At 68.5% G+C, this 21,285-nt stretch carries 16 protein-coding genes and 1 tRNA gene; 3 read left to right on the forward strand and 14 right to left on the reverse strand.

Annotated elements, in window-relative coordinates; genetic code table 11:
* Window positions 1–53: 53 nt before the first annotated feature.
* From BZL64_RS07840 to BZL64_RS07895, 11 genes are all read right to left on the reverse strand, one after another.
* Entirely contained in the window at window positions 54–3,953 is a 3,900-nt protein-coding gene (locus tag BZL64_RS07840) for a DNA-directed RNA polymerase subunit beta' (RefSeq protein ID WP_086767459.1), read from the reverse strand.
* A gap of 97 nt (window positions 3,954–4,050) precedes the next feature.
* The gene (gene rpoB / locus BZL64_RS07845) at window positions 4,051–7,536 is read right to left on the reverse strand and encodes a DNA-directed RNA polymerase subunit beta (RefSeq protein ID WP_086767461.1); all 3,486 of its coding nucleotides are present in this window, start codon (window positions 7,534–7,536) and stop codon (window positions 4,051–4,053) included.
* A gap of 591 nt (window positions 7,537–8,127) precedes the next feature.
* Window positions 8,128–8,508: a 50S ribosomal protein L7/L12 gene (rplL, locus tag BZL64_RS07855; RefSeq protein ID WP_086767463.1), complete on the reverse strand. Its 381-nt coding sequence runs from the start codon at window positions 8,506–8,508 to the stop codon at window positions 8,128–8,130.
* A gap of 110 nt (window positions 8,509–8,618) precedes the next feature.
* Window positions 8,619–9,149, reverse strand: coding sequence for a 50S ribosomal protein L10 (gene rplJ / locus BZL64_RS07860; protein WP_073491907.1), 531 nt, complete (start codon window positions 9,147–9,149; stop codon window positions 8,619–8,621).
* A 298-nt stretch (window positions 9,150–9,447) separates the two neighbouring features.
* The gene (locus BZL64_RS07865) at window positions 9,448–10,275 is read right to left on the reverse strand and encodes an SCO4651 family lipoprotein (RefSeq protein ID WP_086767465.1); all 828 of its coding nucleotides are present in this window, start codon (window positions 10,273–10,275) and stop codon (window positions 9,448–9,450) included.
* Window positions 10,276–10,384: 109 nt separating this feature from the next.
* Window positions 10,385–11,317 carry an SCO4651 family lipoprotein gene (locus BZL64_RS07870; RefSeq protein WP_086767467.1) on the reverse strand — a complete coding sequence of 311 codons (933 nt, stop codon included), beginning with the start codon at window positions 11,315–11,317 and terminating at the stop codon, window positions 10,385–10,387.
* Between the two features lie 130 nt (window positions 11,318–11,447).
* A complete protein-coding gene (gene rplA / locus BZL64_RS07875; RefSeq protein WP_086767469.1) occupies window positions 11,448–12,173 on the reverse strand; it encodes a 50S ribosomal protein L1 in 726 nt (241 codons plus the stop codon).
* Between the two features lie 99 nt (window positions 12,174–12,272).
* Window positions 12,273–12,707, reverse strand: a complete 435-nt coding sequence (gene rplK, locus BZL64_RS07880) for a 50S ribosomal protein L11 (RefSeq protein WP_006383482.1) — start codon at window positions 12,705–12,707, stop codon at window positions 12,273–12,275.
* A 169-nt stretch (window positions 12,708–12,876) separates the two neighbouring features.
* Window positions 12,877–13,791 (reverse strand): transcription termination/antitermination protein NusG, encoded by a 915-nt coding sequence (gene nusG, locus BZL64_RS07885; RefSeq protein WP_086767471.1) that lies wholly within the window; start codon window positions 13,789–13,791, stop codon window positions 12,877–12,879.
* Between the two features lie 79 nt (window positions 13,792–13,870).
* Window positions 13,871–14,155, reverse strand: coding sequence for a preprotein translocase subunit SecE (gene secE / locus BZL64_RS07890; RefSeq protein WP_086767473.1), 285 nt, complete (start codon window positions 14,153–14,155; stop codon window positions 13,871–13,873).
* Window positions 14,156–14,263: 108 nt separating this feature from the next.
* Window positions 14,264–14,336 (reverse strand) — tRNA-Trp (locus tag BZL64_RS07895).
* A gap of 292 nt (window positions 14,337–14,628) precedes the next feature.
* Between BZL64_RS07895 and BZL64_RS07900 the strand changes: the two genes are divergently transcribed.
* Both BZL64_RS07900 and BZL64_RS07905 read left to right on the forward strand, forming a co-directional pair.
* Window positions 14,629–15,855: a pyridoxal phosphate-dependent aminotransferase gene (locus BZL64_RS07900; protein ID WP_086767475.1), complete on the forward strand. Its 1,227-nt coding sequence runs from the start codon at window positions 14,629–14,631 to the stop codon at window positions 15,853–15,855.
* A gap of 133 nt (window positions 15,856–15,988) precedes the next feature.
* Window positions 15,989–17,020: an adenosine deaminase gene (locus BZL64_RS07905; protein WP_086767477.1), complete on the forward strand. Its 1,032-nt coding sequence runs from the start codon at window positions 15,989–15,991 to the stop codon at window positions 17,018–17,020.
* Window positions 17,021–17,117: 97 nt separating this feature from the next.
* Here BZL64_RS07905 and BZL64_RS07910 read toward each other — a convergent pair whose 3' ends face one another.
* Genes BZL64_RS07910 through BZL64_RS07920 form a run of 3 tightly spaced genes read right to left on the reverse strand, consistent with a single transcriptional unit; the run spans window position 17,118 to window position 20,114 of the window.
* Window positions 17,118–18,611: a hypothetical protein gene (locus tag BZL64_RS07910; protein ID WP_086767479.1), complete on the reverse strand. Its 1,494-nt coding sequence runs from the start codon at window positions 18,609–18,611 to the stop codon at window positions 17,118–17,120.
* Window positions 18,586–19,434 carry a hypothetical protein gene (locus BZL64_RS07915; RefSeq protein ID WP_086767481.1) on the reverse strand — a complete coding sequence of 283 codons (849 nt, stop codon included), beginning with the start codon at window positions 19,432–19,434 and terminating at the stop codon, window positions 18,586–18,588. The genes BZL64_RS07910 and BZL64_RS07915 overlap by 26 nt, the downstream gene beginning before the upstream one ends.
* Window positions 19,431–20,114, reverse strand: coding sequence for a hypothetical protein (locus BZL64_RS07920; RefSeq protein ID WP_086767483.1), 684 nt, complete (start codon window positions 20,112–20,114; stop codon window positions 19,431–19,433). Before BZL64_RS07920 ends, BZL64_RS07915 begins: the two co-directional genes overlap by 4 nt.
* Window positions 20,115–20,490: 376 nt before the next feature.
* Between BZL64_RS07920 and BZL64_RS07925 the strand changes: the two genes are divergently transcribed.
* Window positions 20,491–21,192: a 4Fe-4S cluster-binding domain-containing protein gene (locus BZL64_RS07925; RefSeq protein ID WP_086767484.1), complete on the forward strand. Its 702-nt coding sequence runs from the start codon at window positions 20,491–20,493 to the stop codon at window positions 21,190–21,192.
* Window positions 21,193–21,285: the final 93 nt, after the last annotated feature.

A 21,285-nucleotide genomic window follows, 5' to 3' on the forward strand; every position in this document is an offset into this window, starting at 1 on the left:
GAAGGGCGGCCACCCGCACGGGTGACCGCCCTTCAGTGCTTCAGACGTACGCCTTACTGGTTGTACGGACCGTAGTCGTAGTCCTCCAGCGGGACGGCCTGGCCGGAGCCGGTGCCGAACGGCGAGTAGTCGATGTCGTCGTAGCCGACGGCCGAGTACATCGCGGCCTTGGCCTCCTCGGTCGGCTCGACCCGGATGTTGCGGTAGCGGGACAGACCCGTACCGGCCGGGATGAGCTTACCGATGATGACGTTCTCCTTGAGGCCGATCAGGGAGTCGGACTTGGCGTTGATCGCCGCGTCCGTCAGCACCCTGGTCGTCTCCTGGAAGGACGCCGCCGACAGCCAGGACTCCGTGGCCAGCGAGGCCTTGGTGATACCCATGAGCTGCGGACGACCGGAGGCCGGGTGACCGCCCTCCTGCACCACACGACGGTTCTCGGTCTCGAACTTCGAGCGCTCGACCAGCTCGCCGGGCAGCAGCTCGGCATCGCCGGACTCGATGATCGTCACGCGGCGGAGCATCTGCCGGATGATGATCTCGATGTGCTTGTCGTGGATCGACACACCCTGCGAGTTGTACACCCGCTGGACCTCGGCCACCAGGTGGACCTGGACGGCACGCTGGCCCAGGATGCGCAGCACGTCGTGCGGGTTCTGGGTACCCACGGTGAGCTGCTGGCCCACCTCGACGTGCTCGCCCTCCTCGACCTTCAGACGGGAACGCTTCGAGATCGGGAACGCCGTCTCGTCGCTGCCGTCGTCCGGCGTGATGACGATCTTCTTGGTCTTCTCGGTCTCCTCGATCCGCACGCGGCCGGAGGCCTCGGAGATCGGGGCGACACCCTTCGGGGTACGGGCCTCGAAGAGCTCGACGACACGCGGCAGACCCTGGGTGATGTCGTCACCGGCCACACCACCGGTGTGGAAGGTACGCATCGTCAGCTGGGTACCGGGCTCACCGATGGACTGGGCGGCGATGATGCCGACCGCCTCACCGATGTCGACCAGCTTGCCGGTGGCCAGCGAACGGCCGTAGCACATGGCGCAGGTGCCGACGGCGGACTCGCAGGTCAGGACCGAGCGGGTCTTGACCTCCTCGACGCCGGCCTTGACCAGCTGGTCGATGAGGACGTCACCGAGGTCGACGCCCGCCGGGGCGAGCACCTTGCCGTCGACGACGATGTCCTCGGCGAGGCAGCGCGCGTACACGCTGGTCTCGGCGTTGTCCGCCTTCTGCAGCACGCCGTCCTCGCCGCGCTCGGCGATGGCCAGCTTGAGACCGCGCTCGGTGCCGCAGTCCTCCTCGCGGATGATGACGTCCTGCGAGACGTCCACCAGACGACGGGTGAGGTAACCCGAGTCGGCGGTACGCAGGGCGGTGTCCGCCAGACCCTTACGGGCACCGTGGGTGGAGATGAAGTACTCCAGCACGGACAGGCCCTCACGGAACGAGGCCTTGATCGGACGCGGGATGGTCTCGTTCTTGGCGTTCGACACCAGACCACGCATACCGGCGATCTGACGCATCTGCATCATGTTTCCGCGGGCACCCGAGTTGACCATCATCGAGACCGGGTTGGTCTTCGGGAAGTTCGCGTTCATCGCCTCGGCGACCTCGTTGGTCGCCTTGGTCCAGATCGCGATGAGCTCCTGCGTGCGCTCTTCCTTGGTGATCAGACCACGCTCGTACTGCTTCTGGACCTTCTCGTCCAGCGCCTCGTAGCCCTTGACGATCGCACGCTTCGCGTCGGGAACGACGATGTCGGAGATGGCCACGGTGACGCCGGAACGGGTCGCCCAGAAGAAGCCGGACGCCTTCAGGTTGTCGAGCGTCGCCGCCACGATGACCTTGGGGTAGCGCTCGGCGAGGTCGTTGACGATCTCCGAGAGCTGCTTCTTGCCGACCTCGTAGTCGACGAACGGGTAGTCCTCGGGCAGCAGCTCGTTGAAGAGCGCGCGGCCCAGGGTCGTCCGCAGACGGAACGAGTCACCCTGCTGCCACTCGGGCTCGCCCTCCTCCTGCGCCGGCGGGGTCCAGCCGCGCGGCGGGATGGTGCCCACCGGGAAGCGGATGTCCACGCGCGACTGCAGCGAGAGCTCGCCGGCGTCGAACGCCATGATCGCCTCGGCGACGGACGAGAAGGAACGCTCCTCGCCCTTCACGTCGCGCAGCGCACCGTCGGTGGTGAGGAAGAACAGACCGAGGACCATGTCCTGGGTCGGCATCGTCACCGGACGGCCGTCGGCGGGCTTGAGGATGTTGTTCGAGGACAGCATCAGGATGCGGGCCTCGGCCTGCGCCTCCGCGGACAGCGGAAGGTGCACGGCCATCTGGTCACCGTCGAAGTCCGCGTTGAACGCGGTGCAGACGAGCGGGTGGATCTGGATGGCCTTGCCCTCGACCAGCTGCGGCTCGAAGGCCTGGATGCCGAGGCGGTGCAGGGTGGGCGCACGGTTCAGCAGCACCGGGTGCTCGGCGATGACCTCTTCGAGGACGTCGTACACGACGGTGCGGCCACGCTCGACCATGCGCTTCGCGCTCTTGATGTTCTGCGCGTGGTTCAGGTCGACCAGGCGCTTCATCACGAACGGCTTGAAGAGCTCCAGCGCCATCGCCTTCGGCAGACCGCACTGGTGCAGCTTGAGCTGCGGACCGACGACGATCACGGAACGCGCGGAGTAGTCCACACGCTTGCCGAGCAGGTTCTGACGGAATCGACCCTGCTTGCCCTTGAGCATGTCGCTCAGGGACTTCAGCGGACGGTTACCGGGACCGGTGACCGGGCGACCACGACGACCGTTGTCGAAGAGGGCGTCCACGGCCTCCTGCAGCATGCGCTTCTCGTTGTTCACGATGATCTCGGGCGCACCGAGGTCGAGAAGGCGCTTCAGGCGGTTGTTGCGGTTGATGACACGGCGGTACAGGTCGTTCAGGTCGGAGGTCGCGAAGCGGCCACCGTCCAGCTGCACCATCGGACGCAGGTCCGGCGGGATGACCGGCACGCAGTCCAGCACCATGCCCTTGGGGCTGTTGCTGGTCTGCAGGAACGCGGAGACGACCTTGAGGCGCTTGAGCGCACGGGTCTTCTTCTGGCCCTTGCCGGTACGGATGATCTCGCGGAGCTTCTCGGCCTCTTCGTCGAGGTCGAAGGACTCCAGGCGCTTCTGCAGCGCCGCGGCACCCATCGAACCGTCGAAGTACGTGCCGAAGCGGTCGCGCAGCTCGCGGTAGAGCAGCTCGTCGCCCTCGAGGTCCTGGACCTTGAGGTTCTTGAAGCGGGTCCACACCTCGTCGAGACGGTCGATCTCGCGCTGCGCGCGGTCGCGCAGCTGCTTCATCTCCCGCTCGGCGCCTTCGCGCACCTTGCGGCGTACGTCGGCCTTGGCACCCTCGGCCTCGAGCTCGGCCAGGTCGGTCTCGAGCTTCTTGGCGCGGGCCTCCAGGTCGGAGTCCCGGCGGTTCTCGACCTGCTGCCGCTCGACGGAGACATGCGCCTCCAGCGAGGGCAGGTCACGCGTACGGCGCTCGTCGTCGACGTACGTGATCATGTACGCCGCGAAGTAGATGACCTTCTCCAGGTCCTTCGGGGCGAGGTCGAGCAGGTAGCCAAGGCGCGACGGAACACCCTTGAAGTACCAGATGTGCGTGACGGGAGCGGCAAGCTCGATGTGGCCCATCCGCTCACGGCGCACCTTGGCGCGCGTGACCTCGACGCCACAGCGCTCACAGATGATGCCCTTGAAGCGCACGCGCTTGTACTTGCCGCAGTAGCACTCCCAGTCCCGGGTCGGACCGAAGATCTTCTCGCAGAAGAGTCCGTCCTTCTCGGGCTTGAGGGTGCGGTAGTTGATGGTCTCTGGCTTCTTGACCTCGCCGTGGCTCCACTGACGGATGTCGTCAGCGGTGGCCAGACCGATCCGGAGCTCATCGAAGAAGTTGACGTCGAGCACTATGCGTCAATCCCTCTCAGGGTTGTAAGTCTGTGGTCTGAAACGGGGGTCGCGGGGTCGGCGGGGCCTCTGGTGGAGAGGCCCCGCCGGACTCCCGTCAGACCTCTTCGACGCTGCTCGGCTCGCGCCGGGACAGGTCGATGCCGAGCTCTTCCGCCGCGCGGAAGACGTCCTCGTCGGTGTCGCGCATCTCGATGGACATGCCGTCCGAGGACAGCACCTCCACGTTGAGGCACAGGGACTGCATCTCCTTGATGAGCACCTTGAAGGACTCGGGGATGCCGGGCTCGGGGATGTTCTCGCCCTTGACGATGGCCTCGTAGACCTTCACGCGGCCGGTCACGTCGTCGGACTTGATGGTCAGCAGCTCCTGGAGGGCGTACGCGGCGCCATAAGCCTCCAGCGCCCACACCTCCATCTCACCGAAGCGCTGGCCACCGAACTGGGCCTTACCACCCAGCGGCTGCTGGGTGATCATCGAGTACGGACCGGTCGAACGGGCGTGCAGCTTGTCGTCGACCAGGTGGTGGAGCTTGAGGATGTACATGTAGCCGACCGAGATCGGCTCCGGGAACGGCTCACCCGAGCGGCCGTCGAACAGCGGGGCCTTGCCGGACGGGAGCACCATGCGCTCGCCGTCGCGGTTCGGGATGGTGTGCTGCAGCAGACCGGTCAGCTCGTCCTCGCGGGCACCGTCGAACACCGGGGTGGCGACGTTGGTACCGGGCGCGACGCTGTCGGCACCGATCGACTGGAGCCGCTGGGCCCAGTCCTGCGCGAGACCGGAGACGTCCCAGCCGCGGCTGGCGAGCCAGCCGAGGTGGATCTCCAGAACCTGTCCCGGGTTCATTCGGGACGGCACACCGAGCGGGTTGAGGATGATGTCGACCGGGGTGCCGTCCTCCAGGAACGGCATGTCCTCGATCGGCAGGATCTTCGAGATGACACCCTTGTTGCCGTGGCGGCCGGCGAGCTTGTCACCGTCCGTGATCTTGCGCTTCTGCGCCACGTAGACACGAACCAGCTGGTTCACGCCCGGCGGCAGCTCGTCGCCCTCTTCACGGTCGAAGACGCGGACGCCGATGACCTTGCCGATCTCACCGTGCGGCACCTTCAGCGAGGTGTCGCGCACTTCGCGCGCCTTCTCACCGAAGATCGCGCGGAGCAGGCGCTCCTCCGGCGTCAGCTCGGTCTCGCCCTTGGGCGTGACCTTGCCGACGAGGATGTCGCCGGCGACGACCTCGGCACCGATACGGATGATGCCGCGCTCGTCGAGATCGGCGAGGACCTCCTCGGAGACGTTCGGGATGTCCCGGGTGATCTCCTCGGGGCCGAGCTTGGTGTCACGGGCGTCGACCTCGTGCTCCTCGATGTGGATCGAGGAGAGGACGTCGTCCTGCACGAGGCGCTGCGACAGGATGATCGCGTCCTCGTAGTTGTGACCCTCCCACGGCATGAACGCGACCAGCAGGTTCTTGCCGAGCGCCATCTCGCCGTTCTCGGTGGCCGGTCCGTCGGCGAGGACCTGACCGGTGATGATCCGGTCGCCCTCGTTGACGATGACCTTCTGGTTGACCGAGGTTCCCTGGTTGGACCGGGAGAACTTGGCCAGGCGGTACGTGATGTACGTGCCGTCGTCGTTGGCCGTGGTGATGTAGTCCGCGGAGACCTCCTGGACCACACCGTCCTTCTCGGCCCTGACCACGTCGCCGGCGTCGACGGCGGAGCGGTACTCCATGCCGGTGCCGACCAGCGGCGCCTCGCTCTTGATGAGCGGGACGGCCTGACGCATCATGTTCGCGCCCATGAGGGCACGGTTGGCGTCGTCGTGCTCGAGGAACGGGATCATGGCGGTCGCGACCGACACCATCTGGCGCGGGGAGACGTCCATGTAGTCGACGTCGTCACCGGGGACGTAGTCGACCTCTCCGCCACGACGGCGGACCAGGACGCGGGCCTCCTCGAACTGGAACTCGTCACTGAGCGGCGCGTTGGCCTGCGCGATGACGAACCGGTCCTCTTCGTCGGCCGTGAGGTAGTCGACCTCGTCGGTGACGACACCGCCGGTGACCTTGCGGTACGGGGTCTCGATGAAACCGAACGGGTTGATCCGGCCGTACGAGGCGAGCGAACCGATCAGGCCGATGTTCGGGCCTTCCGGCGTCTCGATCGGGCACATGCGGCCGTAGTGCGACGGGTGAACGTCGCGGACCTCGAAGCCGGCCCGCTCACGGGACAGACCACCCGGGCCGAGCGCGTTGAGACGACGCTTGTGCGTCAGACCCGACAGCGGGTTGTTCTGGTCCATGAACTGGGACAGCTGGCTGGTGCCGAAGAACTCCTTGATGGAGGCGACGACCGGCCGGATGTTGATCAGGGTCTGCGGCGTGATCGCCTCGACGTCCTGAGTGGTCATGCGCTCACGCACGACCCGCTCCATACGGGCGAGACCCGTACGGACCTGGTTCTGGATCAGCTCGCCGACGCTGCGGATACGACGGTTGCCGAAGTGGTCGATGTCGTCGGTCTCGACCATGATCGAGCGGCCCGACTCACCGAGCGTCTCGGTCTCACCGGCGTGCAGCTTCACCAGGTACTTGATCGTGGCGATGATGTCGTCGGTGGTGAGCACACCGGCGTCCAGCGGCTCTTCCGCGCCGAGCTTCTTGTTCACCTTGTAGCGGCCGACCTTCGCGAGGTCGTAGCGCTTGGGGTTGAAGTAGAGGTTCTCGAGCAGCGTCTGAGCGGCCTCGCGGGTCGGCGGCTCGCCCGGACGCAGCTTGCGGTAGATGTCGAGCAGCGCGTCGTCCTGGCCCTGGGTGTGGTCCTTCTCCAGGGTGGCGCGCATCGACTCGTACTCGCCGAACTCCTCGAGGATCTGCTCGGTGGTCCAGCCGAGAGCCTTCAGGAGGACGGTGACGGACTGCTTGCGCTTGCGGTCGATGCGGACACCGACCATGTCGCGCTTGTCGATCTCCATCTCCAGCCAGGCACCCCGGGACGGGATGATCTTGGCGGAGAAGATGTCCTTGTCGGACGTCTTGTCGATGGAGGAGTCGAAGTAGACGCCGGGCGAGCGGACCAGCTGCGACACGACGACACGCTCGGTGCCGTTGATGACGAAGGTGCCCTTGTTGGTCATGAGCGGGAAGTCGCCCATGAAGACCGTCTGGGACTTGATCTCGCCGGTCTCGTTGTTCGTGAACTCGGCCGTCACGAAGAGCGGGGCCGCGTACGTGAAGTCGCGGTCCTTGCACTCGTCGATGCTGTTCTTCGGCGGCTCGAAACGGTGGTCGCGGAAGGTCAGCGACATCGACCCGGAGAAGTCCTCGATCGGGGAGATCTCCTCGAAGATCTCCTCGAGGCCGGACTTGGTGGGGACGTCCTGACCGTTCTCGAGAGCCTCCTCGACGCGAGCCTTCCACGCTTCGTTGCCGAGCAGCCAGTCGAAGCTCTCGGTTTGCAGGGCGAGAAGGTTCGGAACCTCGAGGGGCTCCTTGATCTTTGCAAAGGAGATGCGCAGCGGGGCAGTGCTGGCAGCATTGTTCGTATTCGCGGTCGAGGCATTGCGCGAGGCGGCCAAGAGGGGGTCCTTCCGAGGGCTCGGACTCACTACGCGCGTACCGGCCCCTCCCCCACACAACGAGACAGACTCCCCGGAATCGGCCGACAGGCCAGGTCAGAGATGGTCAGTCATCGAAGTTAGGGCGAGGGCATGCCCCTGGTGACGGGCAGGGGACAGCTAACAGGCAGCGCAAAGGGTCAGTGTAGCCACTTGGCACACTGATGTCCAATGCGGGTTTTTCGAGACCCTCGTAGCTCTCAACGTCCTCGGTCCGGTTGCCCTCAACGCACGTCGTACTCGACGCACGGTGATACTGCCCTCTTCGCCGTCGATCCATGCCTCGGATACGGATCCTTGTGACGACGCGTCCTGAGAATTGCGCGCTGCGTGCGGTTCGTCAAGGCCCTCATGCTCGAACACCGGCCGTCCGGAGACACGACGAAGATCACCATACCCCTCGCCAACTCAGGAGCGGGGTAACCGTGGCCGGGCCCTCAGCAACGCCGAAGAGCGACCACCCGGATGGATGATCGCTCTTCGGTGCGTCGGCGTTACAGCCCCGAGGGGACAGTTTCGGCCTTCGCTGCGGTCGTCGCCGACCGCGGGGTGTTACTTGACCTCGACCGAGGCGCCGGCGGCCTTGAGGGACTCGGCGGCCTTCTCGGCGGCGTCCTTGGCGACCTTCTCGAGGACCGGCTTCGGAGCGCCGTCCACGAGGTCCTTGGCCTCCTTGAGGCCCAGGGAGGTCAGCTCACGCACGACCTTGATGACCTGGATCTTCTTCTCGCCGGCACCGGTGAGGATGACGTCGAACTCGTCCTGCTCCTCGACGGCCTCGGCGGCAGCGGCCGGGCCCGCGGGGGCGGCGGCGACCGCGGCGGCGGCGGTGACGTCGAACTTGTCCTCGAACGCCTTCACGAACTCGGAGAGCTCGATGAGGGTCATCTCTTCGAACTGCGCGAGCAGGTCTTCCTGGCTGAGCTTCGCCATGGTGGGCGATCCTTCCACTAATTCGGCTGGTGCCGATGTACTTGTTCGGCGGGCGTACGTTCGGCCCGCTAAGACCGCTGCCTCAGGCGGCGGTCACTGCGCGAGCCGAGTTACTCGGCACCGCCCTGCTCTGCCTGCTTGGCACGAAGAGCGTCCACGGTGCGGACGAGCTTCGAGGGAAGCGCCTGGAAGAGCTGAGCAGCCTGGGACTGCTTGCCCTTGAAGGCACCCGCCAGCTTGGAGAGCAGAACCTCGCGGGACTCGAGGTCCGCAAGCTTCTTGATCTCGTCGGCGGACAGCGCCTTGCCGTCAAGGACACCGCCCTTGATGACGAGGTTGGGGTTGTCCTTGGCGAAGTCACGAAGACCCTTCGCCGACTCCACCGGGTCACCGGTGACGAAGGCAACTGCCGTCGGACCGTTGAACAGGTCGTCGAGCGTCGAGATCCCGGCCTCGTTGGCCGCAATCTTGGTCAGCGTGTTCTTCACCACGGCGTACTGGGCGTTCTCACCGAGCGAACGGCGCAGCGTCTTGAGCTGCGCCACGGTGAGACCCCGGTACTCGGTCAGCACGGCGGCGTTCGAGCTGCGGAACTGCTCCGCGAGCTCGGCTACCGCGGCAGCCTTGTCGGGCCTTGCCATGAGCGTCGGCCTCCTTCCGGGTGTTGACGACCGCTCGGAAGGGGCTGGGAAAAACGAAACGCCCCGGCGCAGGCGCACGGGGCGAGGGCTCGACCGAACGAGATCCATGGGGCGGATCACGGTCCGGGAGCACTTCCACAGTCACCTGCGCGGGTCGTCCGCATATCAGCGGATCCTTCGGCCACCGCGTCCTCTCACGAGCACACGGCAACGACCAGCGGTCTTTGGCTTCTGTAGGAGCGTACGTGAACGGGTCGCCGTCAAGCAAATCCGCCCGTAAGGGGGGTTCGCTGCCGGCTCAGCGGCCGGCCTTCTTCATCTCCTCGGCCAGGTCGAAGGTGTCCGAGGCGGGCGGGGCCTGCACGGTGACCGGCTTGTCGAAGTCGAGGAAGGTGACGGTGAGGTCGAGCGGGCCCTTGCGCCCGAAGCCCTGGAACCGCTGCTGCTTGGTGCGGCCGGACGCGTCGATCCAGACGTCCATCTCCAGTTCGTCGACGCCGAGCTTCTCGTACTGCGCGAGAGCCTGCTCGCGGATCTGGCGGACGCTCTTGGTCTCGTCCTTGTACGACGCCCGGATCTCGTCGACGGTGGCCGTGCCCTCGTAGTGCGTGGTGGTGACGCCGTCGACGGTCTCGGTGCCGGTCTTCCTCAGGTCCTCGGCCGCGGTGAGGAAGGTGCTCTCGTGGGCCGGGTTGCGGCGGACCTTGTCGGCCAGGGGGGCGGTGTCGACCTTGACACCGCTCGGGGTGTCGGAGCCGCCCGGCGCACCGAACTTCATCCAGTGCTTGCCGTCCTCGGTGGGCTCGTCGCTGCCGACGTACACCACTCCGCCGACCAGGCGGACCTCGCCCTCGCCCTCGTCGGGTCCACCGAGGATCGTCGTCCTCAGGCTCATGGCCGGCGGTTCCACGGCCATCGCGGCCTCGGCCCTGAGCCGGCCCTCCTCCGGCATCCGGCCGGTCATCCGGTAGCGCAGGGAGCTGACCCGCTCCGTCTTCTCGGCGGCTCGCGCGACGGCCGTGGCGGCCTCCTTCGCGTCGCCGCCGCCCGCCGCATCCTCCGAAGCCGCCGCACAGCCCGTGACGAGCAGAGCGGACAGCCCGAGGACACCCACGGTAAATCTCATGCACATTCCCCCACGCGACACACAGTGAACACCTGCTCGATTCACAGGAACGGTGTGAAGGTATCCCAGAGGTGCGGGTGGGGTCCCGTGAATTCCCCGCGGCACGGGGTCAGGACGTGGGGCCGGCCCCTTGCTGCTGGAGCAGCTCCGAGAAGTCCGCGGTGTCGGCCGCCGGGGGGACCTCGGTGTCGACCGGGGTGCCGTAGTCGCTGTAGTAGGCGGTCTGGCTGTAGGCGCCGTTCGCCGCCTGGCCCTGCTCGACCTTCTTGACCAGGAGGTTCTCGTCGTCGACCCAGATGTCGACGGTCTCGGTGGTGACGCCGGCCTGCTCCAGCTGTTTCTTCAGGTCGGCGAGCTGGCTGTCGCTGAGGCTGGAGTTGCGGGTGGCGAGGTCGGCGACCTCGACGGTGCCCGAGTAGTGCGTGGTGTGCTCGCCGCGCACGGTCTCCTCGCCGACCCTACGCACGTCCCCTGAGGCCAGCAGGAGCTTCACCGACTGGTTCGGGGTGGAGTTCTCCATCTGGTCCTTGAGATAGGCCCCGGATCCGCCGCCGAGCGTCTCCAGCGCCTCGTACGGGTACTTGATCCAGTGCTTGCCGCCGGCCTGCTCGGCGAAGACATCGCCCATGCGCGCGTAGTACGCGTCGGGCAGATAGCGGGCCTCCATCGACGTGGCGCCCAGCTGCCGCATGGTGTCGGCCATCGTGCCACCGGTGTAGGTGATGGTGAGGGTGCCGGTGAGGCCGTCACCCCAGCCGAGGGAACCGTCGGCCGTCATGGCCATCAGCGAGCCCATGGTGGTGGTCGACTCGACCTTCGCGGAGTCGGCGCCGTCGGTGGATTTCTCGGCGGTGCGCAGGGCGGCTATCGGGCTGACGTGGCTGCCGCCCCCCTTGGAAGAAGAGGAGGAAGAAGAGGACTCACCGTCTCCCCCGGAGCCCTCGGAACCCCCGGAGCCCCCCGAACTGCAGCCGGCCACCCCGGTCAGCAGGGTCACCGCGACGATCGACAGGCCCGCCCGGCGCCCATTCGTGCCCTTCATGCCCTCACCCCCAACTAGTCCCCGTGTTCGCACGCTAACCCACGGCACTGACACCCGTAAGGCAAAAGGGACGAGCCCCGCACCTCGAAAGGTTGCGGGGCTCGTCGCCGACTGAGGCGAACCGTCAGGTTCAGACCGCGGCCGGGTCCTCCTCGACGAGGAGGTTCTTGGTGCGGTTCGGGTCGATCAGGATGCCGGGGCCGATCGTGGTGCTGATCGCGGCCTTCTTGATGTAGCGACCCTTGGCGGCGGACGGCTTCAGACGGATGATCTCGTCCAGGGCCGCGCCGTAGTTCTCCACCAGCTGCGCGTCGTCGAAGGACGCCTTGCCGATGATGAAGTGCAGGTTCGAGTGCTTGTCGACGCGGAACTCGATCTTGCCGCCCTTGATCTCCGTGACGGCCTTGGCCACGTCGGGGGTGACGGTGCCGGTCTTCGGGTTCGGCATCAGACCACGCGGACCGAGCACGCGGCCGAGGCGGCCGACCTTGCCCATGAGGTCCGGGGTGGCGACGACGGCGTCGAAGTCCAGACGGCCCTTCGCGACCTCGTCGATCAGTTCGTCGGAGCCGACGATGTCGGCGCCCGCGGCCTCTGCGGCCGCAGCACGGTCACCGGTCGCGAAGACCAGGACCCGGGCGGTCTTGCCGGTGCCGTGCGGCAGGTTCACGGTGCCACGGACCATCTGATCGGCCTTGCGCGGGTCGACACCCAGACGGAAGGCGATCTCGACGGTGCCGTCGAACTTCGAGGTGGAGGTCTCCTTGGCGAGACGGACGGCCTCGAGCGGGGCGTAGAGCTTCTCCCGGTCGATCTTGGCGTCCGCAGCGCGGAGAGACTTGCTGCGCTTGCTCACTACTGCTCCTGGGGTTTCTGAGGAGTCGTGGTACGGGCCGAGCAGGCCCTGCCACGTGCGGCCGGAGCCGCGACTACGAAGGTGCTACGAGGCTGGGGCTCAGCCCTCGACCGTGATGCCCATGGAACGGGCGGTGCCGGCGATGATCTTCGACGCGGCGTCCAGGTCGTTGGCGTTCAGGTCGGGGAGCTTGGTCGTGGCGATCTCGCGGACCTGCGCCTGCGTGATCTTGGCGACCTTGGTCTTGTGCGGCTCGCCCGAGCCCTTCTCGACACCCGCGGCCTTGAGGATCATCTTCGCGGCCGGCGGCGTCTTGGTGATGAAGGTGAAGGAGCGGTCTTCGTAGACCGTGATCTCCACCGGGATCACCCAGCCACGCTGCGACTCGGTCGCGGCGTTGTAGGCCTTGCAGAACTCCATGATGTTGACGCCGTGCTGGCCGAGCGCGGGGCCGACCGGCGGAGCGGGGTTAGCCGCACCGGCGTTGATCTGGAGCTTGATGAGCCCCGTGACCTTCTTCTTCTTGGGAGGCATTGCTCTCTCCGGGTCCTAGTGAGAGTTTTCAGCCGTCCGGTCCGGATGATCCGGATGGAGGCATACCGCACAACGATAACGGGTATCCGTGCGCGGCCAAAAACCGAGCAGGTCAGGCACCGCGCGAGCGGCCACCTGACCTGGTCGGAGGCTTGTGTTCCAGAAGGGGCTAGTTCTTCTGGATCTGGTCGAAGCTCAGCTCGACCGGGGTCTCGCGGCCGAAGATCTCGACGAGGCCCTTGACCTTCTTCGAGTCGGCGTTGATCTCGTTGATCGTGGCCTGGAGCGTGGCGAACGGGCCGTCCGTGACGGTGACCGAGTCGCCGACCTCGAAGTCCAGCACCTGGACCTCGACCTTGCGCTGCGGAACCGGCTTGCCCTCGGCCTCGGCGGCCTCGCGGGCGGCCTTCTCCTCGGCCTCCGGGGCGAGCATCTTGACGATCTCGTCCAGGGTCAGCGGGTACGGGTCGTAGGCGTTGCCCACGAAGCCTGTGACGCCGGGGGTGTTGCGGACGACGCCCCAGGACTCGTTCGTCAGGTCCATGCGCACCAGCACGTAGCCGGGGAGCTTGTTCTGACGGATGGTCTTGCGCTCGCCGTTCTTGATCTGCGCGACTTCTTCCTGCGGCACCTCGGCCTGGAAGATGAAGTCCTCGACGTTCAGCGAGACGGCACGCTGTTCGAGGTTGGTCTTCACGCGGTTCTCGTAGCCGGCGTACGTGTGGATGACGTACCACTCGCCTGGCAGGGTGCGCAGTTCCTCGCGCAGGGCCGCGACGGGGTCGACGGGCTCGGCCGGCTCTGCTTCCTCGGCCTCTTCCGCGACGGCTTCGCCGTCCTCGGAGTCCTCGACGTCGGTGGTCGTGGCCTCGTCCTCGTCGGCGGACTCGTCGGAGTCGGCTGCCTCGTCGGCGGCGTCTTCCTCGTCCTCGACGTGCAGTGCGGCTTCCTCCGCGGGCTCGCCCGCCTCGGCGTCGGCAGCCTCGGACTCGTCCAGGTCCTCGTCAGCGCCCTCGACGATGTCGAGCTCGTCGTCAGCCGACTCATCCGGCTCGATGGCGTCGTTCAGGTTCTGGTCAGACACGGTGGCTGCTTCTTCCTGGATACATAGGGGTGGAACACGCGAAAGGGGCGCCGATCACCCGGCGCCCTTCGCTCTCGGCTCAGCCGAATACGTACTTCGCGGCGTGGTCGAGTCCATAGTCAATCACGGTCACCAGACCGATCATGATGACCACGAAGATGATCACGACCATGGTGTACGTGCTCAGCTGGCCCCGCGTCGGCCAGACGACCTTGCGAAGCTCCGCGACGATCTGGCGGTAGAAGAGGGCGAGCCGCTTGAGCGGGCCCTTCTTCGCGCGCTTGCCGCCCTTGCGGGACTTCTTCTGCTCAGGCACTTCGTCCTGGGCATCAGGCGTGTCGATGGAGCCCACGGCGTCCGCCATTCGTCCTCACCTGTTCCCGGGTCGTGGCCGTGCCGCGCCCGGTCTGAGCCGCACGGCAGTGCATTTCTGTACGTACATGCGCACACATCCTGGCGAAGGAGTGTGTAGCAGGGCCGGAGGGACTTGAACCCCCAACCGCTGGTTTTGGAGACCAGTGCTCTACCAATTGAGCTACGACCCTTTGTGTGTTCCCCAACGTACCGCATCCGGCCGGATGCTCGGTGTGCACCGGTTGTGGCACGGCTGTTGAAGGCCAACGACGTAGGAGTGTACGTGTTCCGGGGCGCCTCGTCGAACGGAAAGTGCCCGTGAGGACCCCGAAGGCGGAAGATCGTCGGGAAAACCCCGGAAGATCACCAGGCCATCGGTCCGGATCAACCCGGATCAGCACGGATGTTCAAAAGAGGGCCCGTCCTTGTTCAGTCCGTGAAACCCGTGTGCCGGGCCGGTTTCCAGTCTGAAAACATGGGGCCATGAGCGCTGCAACCCCTCCCACCGAGCGCCGGGTCTCCGCCCGGATCGGTGCGATCTCCGAGTCCGCCACCCTCGCCGTGGATGCCAAGGCCAAGGCCCTGAAGGCCGCCGGGCGGCCGGTGATCGGCTTCGGCGCCGGTGAGCCCGACTTCCCGACCCCGGACTACATCGTCGAGGCCGCGATCGAGGCCTGCAAGAACCCGAAGTACCACCGCTACACGCCGGCCGGCGGTCTGCCCGAGCTGAAGGCCGCGATCGCCGCGAAGACGCTGCGCGACTCCGGCTACCAGGTCGACGCCTCCCAGATCCTGGTCACCAACGGCGGCAAGCAGGCCATCTACGAGGCCTTCGCCGCGATCCTCGACCCGGGTGACGAGGTCATCGTCCCGGCGCCGTACTGGACCACGTACCCGGAGTCGATCCGGCTGGCCGGCGGTGTTCCGGTGGAGGTCGTCGCGGACGAGACGACCGGCTACCGGGTGAGCGTCGAGCAGCTGGAGGCGGCGCGCACGGAGAAGACGAAGGTCGTCCTCTTCGTCTCCCCTTCCAACCCGACCGGCGCCGTCTACAGCGAGGCCGAGGCCGAGGCGATCGGCTGCTGGGCCGTGGAGCACGGCCTGTGGGTGCTGACCGACGAGATCTACGAGCACCTCGTCTACGGCGACGCGAGGTTCACCTCGCTGCCCGCGATCCTGCCCGAGCTGCGCGACAAGTGCATCGTGGTCAACGGTGTCGCCAAGACGTACGCGATGACCGGCTGGCGGGTGGGCTGGATCATCGGGCCGAAGGATGTGGTGAAGGCGGCGACGAACCTCCAGTCGCACGCCACCTCGAACGTCTCCAACGTGGCCCAGGCCGCCGCGCTGGCCGCCGTCTCCGGTGATCTGGACGCGGTCGCGAAGATGCGGGAGGCCTTCGACCGCCGCCGCAAGACGATCGTGCGGATGCTCAACGAGATCGACGGCGTGCTCTGCCCGGAGCCCGAGGGTGCGTTCTACGCCTACCCGTCGGTGAAGGGCCTGCTCGGCAAGGAGATCCGCGGGAAGCGTCCGCAGGACTCCGTCGAGCTGGCGGCGCTCATCCTGGAGGAGTCCGAGGTCGCCGTCGTCCCGGGCGAGGCCTTCGGCACGCCGGGCTATCTGCGGCTGTCGTACGCGCTCGGTGACGAGGACCTCGTCGAGGGTGTGAGCCGGATCCAGAAGCTGCTGGCGGAGGCCAGGGACTGATCCAGCCTGCTCACGTGAGTAGCCTGGATGCGGGCCGTCTCCTTTCGGGAGGCGGCCCGCTGCTGTGTGCGAGCAAGACCACGTTCGGGGAAAGAGGTACCCGGACGGCCTCGGCGTACGGCAGGATTCCGGAATGGAGCGTGTACGTGATGTCTCTGAGCTGCCGAAAGCCCATCTGCACCTGCACTTCACCGGGTCGATGCGGCCCGGCACCGTGCTGGAACTCGCCGACAAGTACGGCGTGCGTCTGCCGGAGACGCTGAGCGAGGCCCTGACCAGTGGCGAGCCGCCGCAGTTGCGGGCGACCGACGAGCGGGGCTGGTTCCGCTTCCAGCGGCTGTACGACGCCGCCCGCTCCTGCATCAGAGAGCCCGAGGACATCCAGCGGCTGGTGCGCGAGGCCGCCGAGGAGGATGTGAAGGACGGCTCGGGCTGGCTGGAGATCCAGGTGGACCCGACCTCGTACGCGCCGCGGCTGGGTGGGCTGATTCCGACGCTGGAGATCATCCTGGACGCGGTGCGGTCGGCTTCGCGGGAGACCGGGCTCGGGATGCGGGTGCTGGTGGCGGCGAACCGGATGAAGCATCCGCTCGACGCCCGCACGCTGGCCCGGCTGGCGGTGCGGTACGGCGAGCAGGGCGTGGTGGGCTTCGGGCTGTCGAACGACGAACGCCGGGGCATGGCGCGGGACTTCGACCGGGCCTTCGCCATCGCCCGGGAGGGCGGGCTGCTGTCGGCCCCGCACGGCGGCGAGCTGGCCGGGCCCTCGTCGGTCCGGGACTGCCTGGACGACCTGCACGCCACCCGGATCGGGCACGGGGTGCGGGCGGCGGACGACCCCCGGCTGCTGAAGCGGCTCGCCGAACGGGGCGTGACCTGCGAGGTCTGCCCCGCCTCGAACGTGGCCCTGGGCGTGTACGAGAAACACGAGGACGTGCCGCTGCGCACCCTGTACGAGGCCGGTGTGCCGATGGCCCTGGGCGCCGACGACCCCCTGCTGTTCGGCTCCCGCCTGGCCGACCAGTACGAGCTGGCCCGCCGCTATCACGCCTTCGCGGACGAGGACCTGGCCGAGCTGGCCCGCCAGTCGATCCGCGGATCGGCCGCCCCGAAGGACGTGCAGGAGAAGCTGCTGACCGGGGTGGACGACTGGCTGGCTTCCTGACCGGAGGAGCCCGCACCGGTGGACGTGCGGGTGTGGGCGCGGCCCCGTGGCCACGCCCACACCACTCCACGCCCGTTCCCGGCGCTCGCCGACCGGATCAGACGGCCGCCCGCGCCCTGGTGGGGACGGGCTCCGGCAGCAGCGGGTAGCGGGCCGAGAGGCGCATCGCGCCCTCGGTGACCGCCGGATCGTGCGAGGCCGCCTGCACGCCGTCGAGGTAGGCGTGCGCGGCGGCCTCGAACACGGCGTCCACCGCGGCCAGTTCGGCGGCCAGGGCCTCGCCGCGTTCCCTGGCCCGTGCCTCCTGCGTGTCCTGGTCCCGTCGGGCCCCCGCCGCCGCGGCCACGGCCCGCACGAGTTCCGCCTCGGCCTTCTCCGCGTTGCGCTGGTGGTGGCGGTAGGCGGCGACGAAGGGGTGCTCCTCGGACAGGGCCAGCAGGAAGGCGATTCCGCCGGAGAGCAGCAGCAGCGAGATGAAGGTGACGCCGACGGTGTGCTGGTCGAGGTGGAGCTGCTCCAGCATGGTGGGCGCCGCGGGCAGTTCTCCTTCGAAGCCCACCTGGCGGGCGAGGTCCGCGAGGCCCGTGTCGGGGGTCTCCCGGAACACGATCCGCGCCCGCAGGTCGCCCAGGTACCAGGCGGCCCACGCCCACACCGACGCCAGCGCGGCAGCCACCGGCAGGACCACCCACAACGAGGCGGTGGCCCCGCGGCGGCGCCACTGGCGTCCGGCCTGGAAGGGACCGGCCGTCATGACGACGCCGACGGCGACCGACAGCAGATACGCGCTCAGCCTGCCTTCGGCCGTCCCCTCGTGGATCGCCAGGAACAGCGTGACGTAGACGGGGAGTTCGACCAGGACGAGCAGCGTGGCGAGGGCCAGCCGGGGCCGACGGGCCATGGCCGCGGTCTCGGTGAGACCCTCCCAGTGCGCGGCCGGCGGGGCGGGCGCGGGCACGGTTTCCGGCTCGAAGTCGTCGTCCGGGTCGGAGGCGTACGGCGTGACGGGCTCCGGCGCGGGGTCGGTGCCGGGGCCACGATCACGGTCGGGGTCCGGTCCGGCGGTGGCGAGGCGCCTCGTCATCCAGGGGAGCACTCGGTCACGGCTGTCCTCGCGGGAGGCGATCCGGGTGGCCGCCCGGTCCAGCTGGGCGGTGGCCGCGAGGCGCCGGCGCACCTCCTCCACCTGGGCGTCCCTGGCCCGCCGGGCGTCCTCCTCGCGGGCCGCGGTGTCGGCGTACAGGCGGGCCGACGCCAGCAGTTCGCGTTCCTCCCGTTCGTGGTGGCGGGCCACGGTCCGGTCCCGTGCGTGGCCGCGCAGTCCGGTCAGCCGGCCGAAGTAGGGCAGGCGGTGGACGGAGCCGAGGACGTACGGGTTGAGGGTGCCCCCGCCCGCGGCGCGGCGGCCGGCGGACTCGGCCTGCGAGAGGAGCTGTCTGGCCTCCCTGCTCTCGGTCGGCGGGACGGGCCCGCGCGGTGCGGTGGAGCCGCCGGTGCGGCCGAGGCCGGGGGCGCGGCCCTCGCCGCGCCGGAAGGGCAGGCCGTACCTGAGCCTGCGGGGCTCCTCAGGCCCCGTATCCGTCGTCGACACCGACCTTCACCTCCTTCTCCAGGACCTGCTGCCAGAACTGGCCCATCTGCTCGACGCGTTCGGGTGTGGTCTTGCCGCCGCGCATGGCGAAACCGACGCGGTGGACCGTGGTGTCGGGCAGTTCGGGCACTCCGCGTACGGCGACCAGCGCGTCGACGGCCTTGTCCCGCTGCGCGGGCGTCTCCAGCTCGAACTTGGAGAGCCGGAAGTCGGGGTCGGACTGGTCGAAGTCGCTGATCACGAGCACGTGGTAGGTGCCGTCGCCGTCGCGGGGCACCTTGGAGGCGCGTTCGAGTCCGCCGAGGACGTCCGAGCCGGGCTGGCGCTCACGGGCGCAGTCCAGCATCTTCTCGGCGCCGGCCTGGGCGATGACGCGGGTCTGATTCCACAGGCTCTCGCGCTCGGAGCGTTTGTCGGCGTCCGGGTCGAGGTCGATCCGCGGCACCTGGCAGGAGGAGGCGGCGGAGGCCGCGGTGATGGGCGCGTAGGAGACGTACCGGCATTTCTGGTCGGCCAGGAAGCCGGGCACGGTCGTCTTCAGTTTCTCCTTGGCGCGGAAGCCGTTCTCGCTGTCGGCACCGGAACCGGATCCGTCGACCACGACGGTGCAGTCGGCGGAGAGCCGTTCCGGTCCGTCGAGCTGGCCGCACCCCGTCAGGAGCAGGGCCGTGGCGCCCAGAGCGACGGTCAGCCGGGTGGCGTGGCGGGCGGTCCGTGGGGCGGGCGGGCGTGTGATGCGGTGTGCGGCTTTCGGCGCAGCGGCCTCAGGTGCCGTGGCTGCTGGTGGCGTGGCCTCTTGTGCGGCCTTCTGCTCGGTGGTCATCGGGTCCCCCGTTCTCCCCGGCCGGCCGCCGCGGCCGCCGGCCCGATCCTCTGCTCCAGGATGTGCAGGGCCCGGCGGACCAGGGCCTCGTCGAGCATCCAGTCCGGTGCTCCCGTCCATATCCCGTCGGGTGCCGGTATGACTCCGCCGGCCGTTTCCGGATCCGGTGGTTCCAGTGGTTCCGGCGGCTCGGGGCGGGGTTCGCCCCGAGCGGCGGCACGGCGTTCGGCTTCACGTCGGGCGCGGCGCCTGGCGCGTACCTCGGCTCGGTGCCGGGCGCGTGTCCAGGCGGCTTCGTAGTGGGCGAGTTCCTGGTCGGCGCAGGCGGCGAGGGCCAGGCCGCGCTGCTGGCAGGCCGTCACCTCCGTGCGCCACTGCGACACCCAGCCGCCGAAGCGGGCCAGGGCCGCGGGTACGTCCTCGCGCCGGTGGTCGTACTCCGTCACGATCCGCGCGGACTCCGCGTGGACGCGGTCGATGTGGGTCGCGTTCCGTGTGACGAAACGGGACCGCAGGTCCTCCAGTGCCATCCGCAGCCCGCGTTCGAGCTGGCGGGCGTAGTGCTCGGGGCCGATGCCGGCCCGTCCGTCCCGCTTTCCGCGGCGGGCTGCCCGCCAGCGGGTGCGCGCGGTGAGGCGGCTGCGGCCGTAGTCCGTCGGAACGGACTTCACCTCGCTCATGGGATCTCCCTCGTCGACTCCCCGGACCGCCTCCTGGGCCGCGTGCGGGCACGGCGACGGTGCCCTCGCCGGGGCGAAAGGCCCCGCCGGAATCCGGGATTTCGCGCAGCCTAGGGGAAGAACGAACGCCGAAGGGAGGGATTTCCGACACCGGATTTCCGGTCATCCGGAAATCAGCCGGGGATCGACCGGAGGGCGACCGGAGTGGTGCCCGCGTTCCTGGAAAACTTCCGAAAAGCCCGGTGGGGCGGGCGGGACTCGGAATAGTCTTCCCTCCGCTTCGGACCTGCGGGATCCAGAAAAGCGAATGGATCTTCGAATACACACCGGTGCACGCCGGGTGCATTCGGGGAGTACAGGGGCGCAAGGGGGGCGCATGGCTGAATACGACGCCGACGCGGCACGCGAGGTGCGGATCGCCGACGGGTATTTCCCCGTCGAGACGCTCGGCCCCGGCCGCCGGCTGGCCCTGTGGTTCCAGGGCTGCGCCCTGGCCTGCCCCGGCTGCATGTCCCGGCACACCTGGGACCCGGCCGGCGGACGGACGGCGACCGTGGGCGACCTGCTCCGGCTGTGGGAGGCCGCGCTGGACCGCGGCGCGCGGGGCCTGACGGTGAGCGGCGGCGAACCCCTGGCCCAGCCCGCCGCGCTGGCCGCGCTCCTGCGGGGCGCCGACCGGCTGCGTCGCCGCGGCGACGGCCCCCGCACGGGCCTGGCGGACTCGGCGGACCTGCTCGTCTACACCGGTCACGAACCGGACGAGGTGCCGGACCGGGTGTGGTCGGCGCTGAGCGGCGCGGACGCGGTGGTGACGGGCCGCTTCCGGGTGGCCGAGCCGACCGACCTGGTCTGGCGCGGCTCGGCCAACCAGCGCCTGGTCCCCCGCACCCGCCTGGGCACCGCCCGCTACGGTCCGCACCTCACCCGCACCTACTCCCCCGGCCCGCGGGTCACCCTGCGCACCGACGGCACGGCCACCCGCCTGTACGGCGTCCCCGCGCGCGGTGAACTGCGGCGGCTGGAACTCGGACTGGCGGCGACGGGCGTGCGGCTGAGGGGGCCGAGTTGGCGAGGGTGAGGGGGCGGTCGTCGGGCCGACGGGTGCTGGGAACACGGGCACGGGCGCGGGCGGGACCAGGTCCACAGGTCCGGCGAGCAGCGCGTGGCCGGA

Source organism: Streptomyces bobili (genome assembly GCF_002154575.1).
Classification (GTDB): domain Bacteria; phylum Actinomycetota; class Actinomycetes; order Streptomycetales; family Streptomycetaceae; genus Streptomyces; species Streptomyces bobili.

Excerpts from the sequence above, each read along its gene's own strand:
- rplL (WP_086767463.1), bottom strand. The coding sequence starts at position 8,508 with ATGGCGAAGCTCAGCCAGGAAGACCTGCTCGCGCAGTTCGAAGAGATG.
- rplJ (WP_073491907.1), bottom strand. The coding sequence starts at position 9,149 with ATGGCAAGGCCCGACAAGGCTGCCGCGGTAGCCGAGCTCGCGGAGCAG.
- BZL64_RS07865 (WP_086767465.1), bottom strand. The coding sequence starts at position 10,275 with ATGAGATTTACCGTGGGTGTCCTCGGGCTGTCCGCTCTGCTCGTCACG.
- BZL64_RS07870 (WP_086767467.1), bottom strand. The coding sequence starts at position 11,317 with ATGAAGGGCACGAATGGGCGCCGGGCGGGCCTGTCGATCGTCGCGGTG.
- rplK (WP_006383482.1), bottom strand. The coding sequence starts at position 12,707 with ATGCCTCCCAAGAAGAAGAAGGTCACGGGGCTCATCAAGCTCCAGATC.
- secE (WP_086767473.1), bottom strand. The coding sequence starts at position 14,155 with ATGGCGGACGCCGTGGGCTCCATCGACACGCCTGATGCCCAGGACGAA.
- BZL64_RS07900 (WP_086767475.1), top strand. The coding sequence starts at position 14,629 with ATGAGCGCTGCAACCCCTCCCACCGAGCGCCGGGTCTCCGCCCGGATC.
- BZL64_RS07905 (WP_086767477.1), top strand. The coding sequence starts at position 15,989 with ATGGAGCGTGTACGTGATGTCTCTGAGCTGCCGAAAGCCCATCTGCAC.
- BZL64_RS07915 (WP_086767481.1), bottom strand. The coding sequence starts at position 19,434 with ATGACCACCGAGCAGAAGGCCGCACAAGAGGCCACGCCACCAGCAGCC.
- BZL64_RS07920 (WP_086767483.1), bottom strand. The coding sequence starts at position 20,114 with ATGAGCGAGGTGAAGTCCGTTCCGACGGACTACGGCCGCAGCCGCCTC.
- BZL64_RS07925 (WP_086767484.1), top strand. The coding sequence starts at position 20,491 with ATGGCTGAATACGACGCCGACGCGGCACGCGAGGTGCGGATCGCCGAC.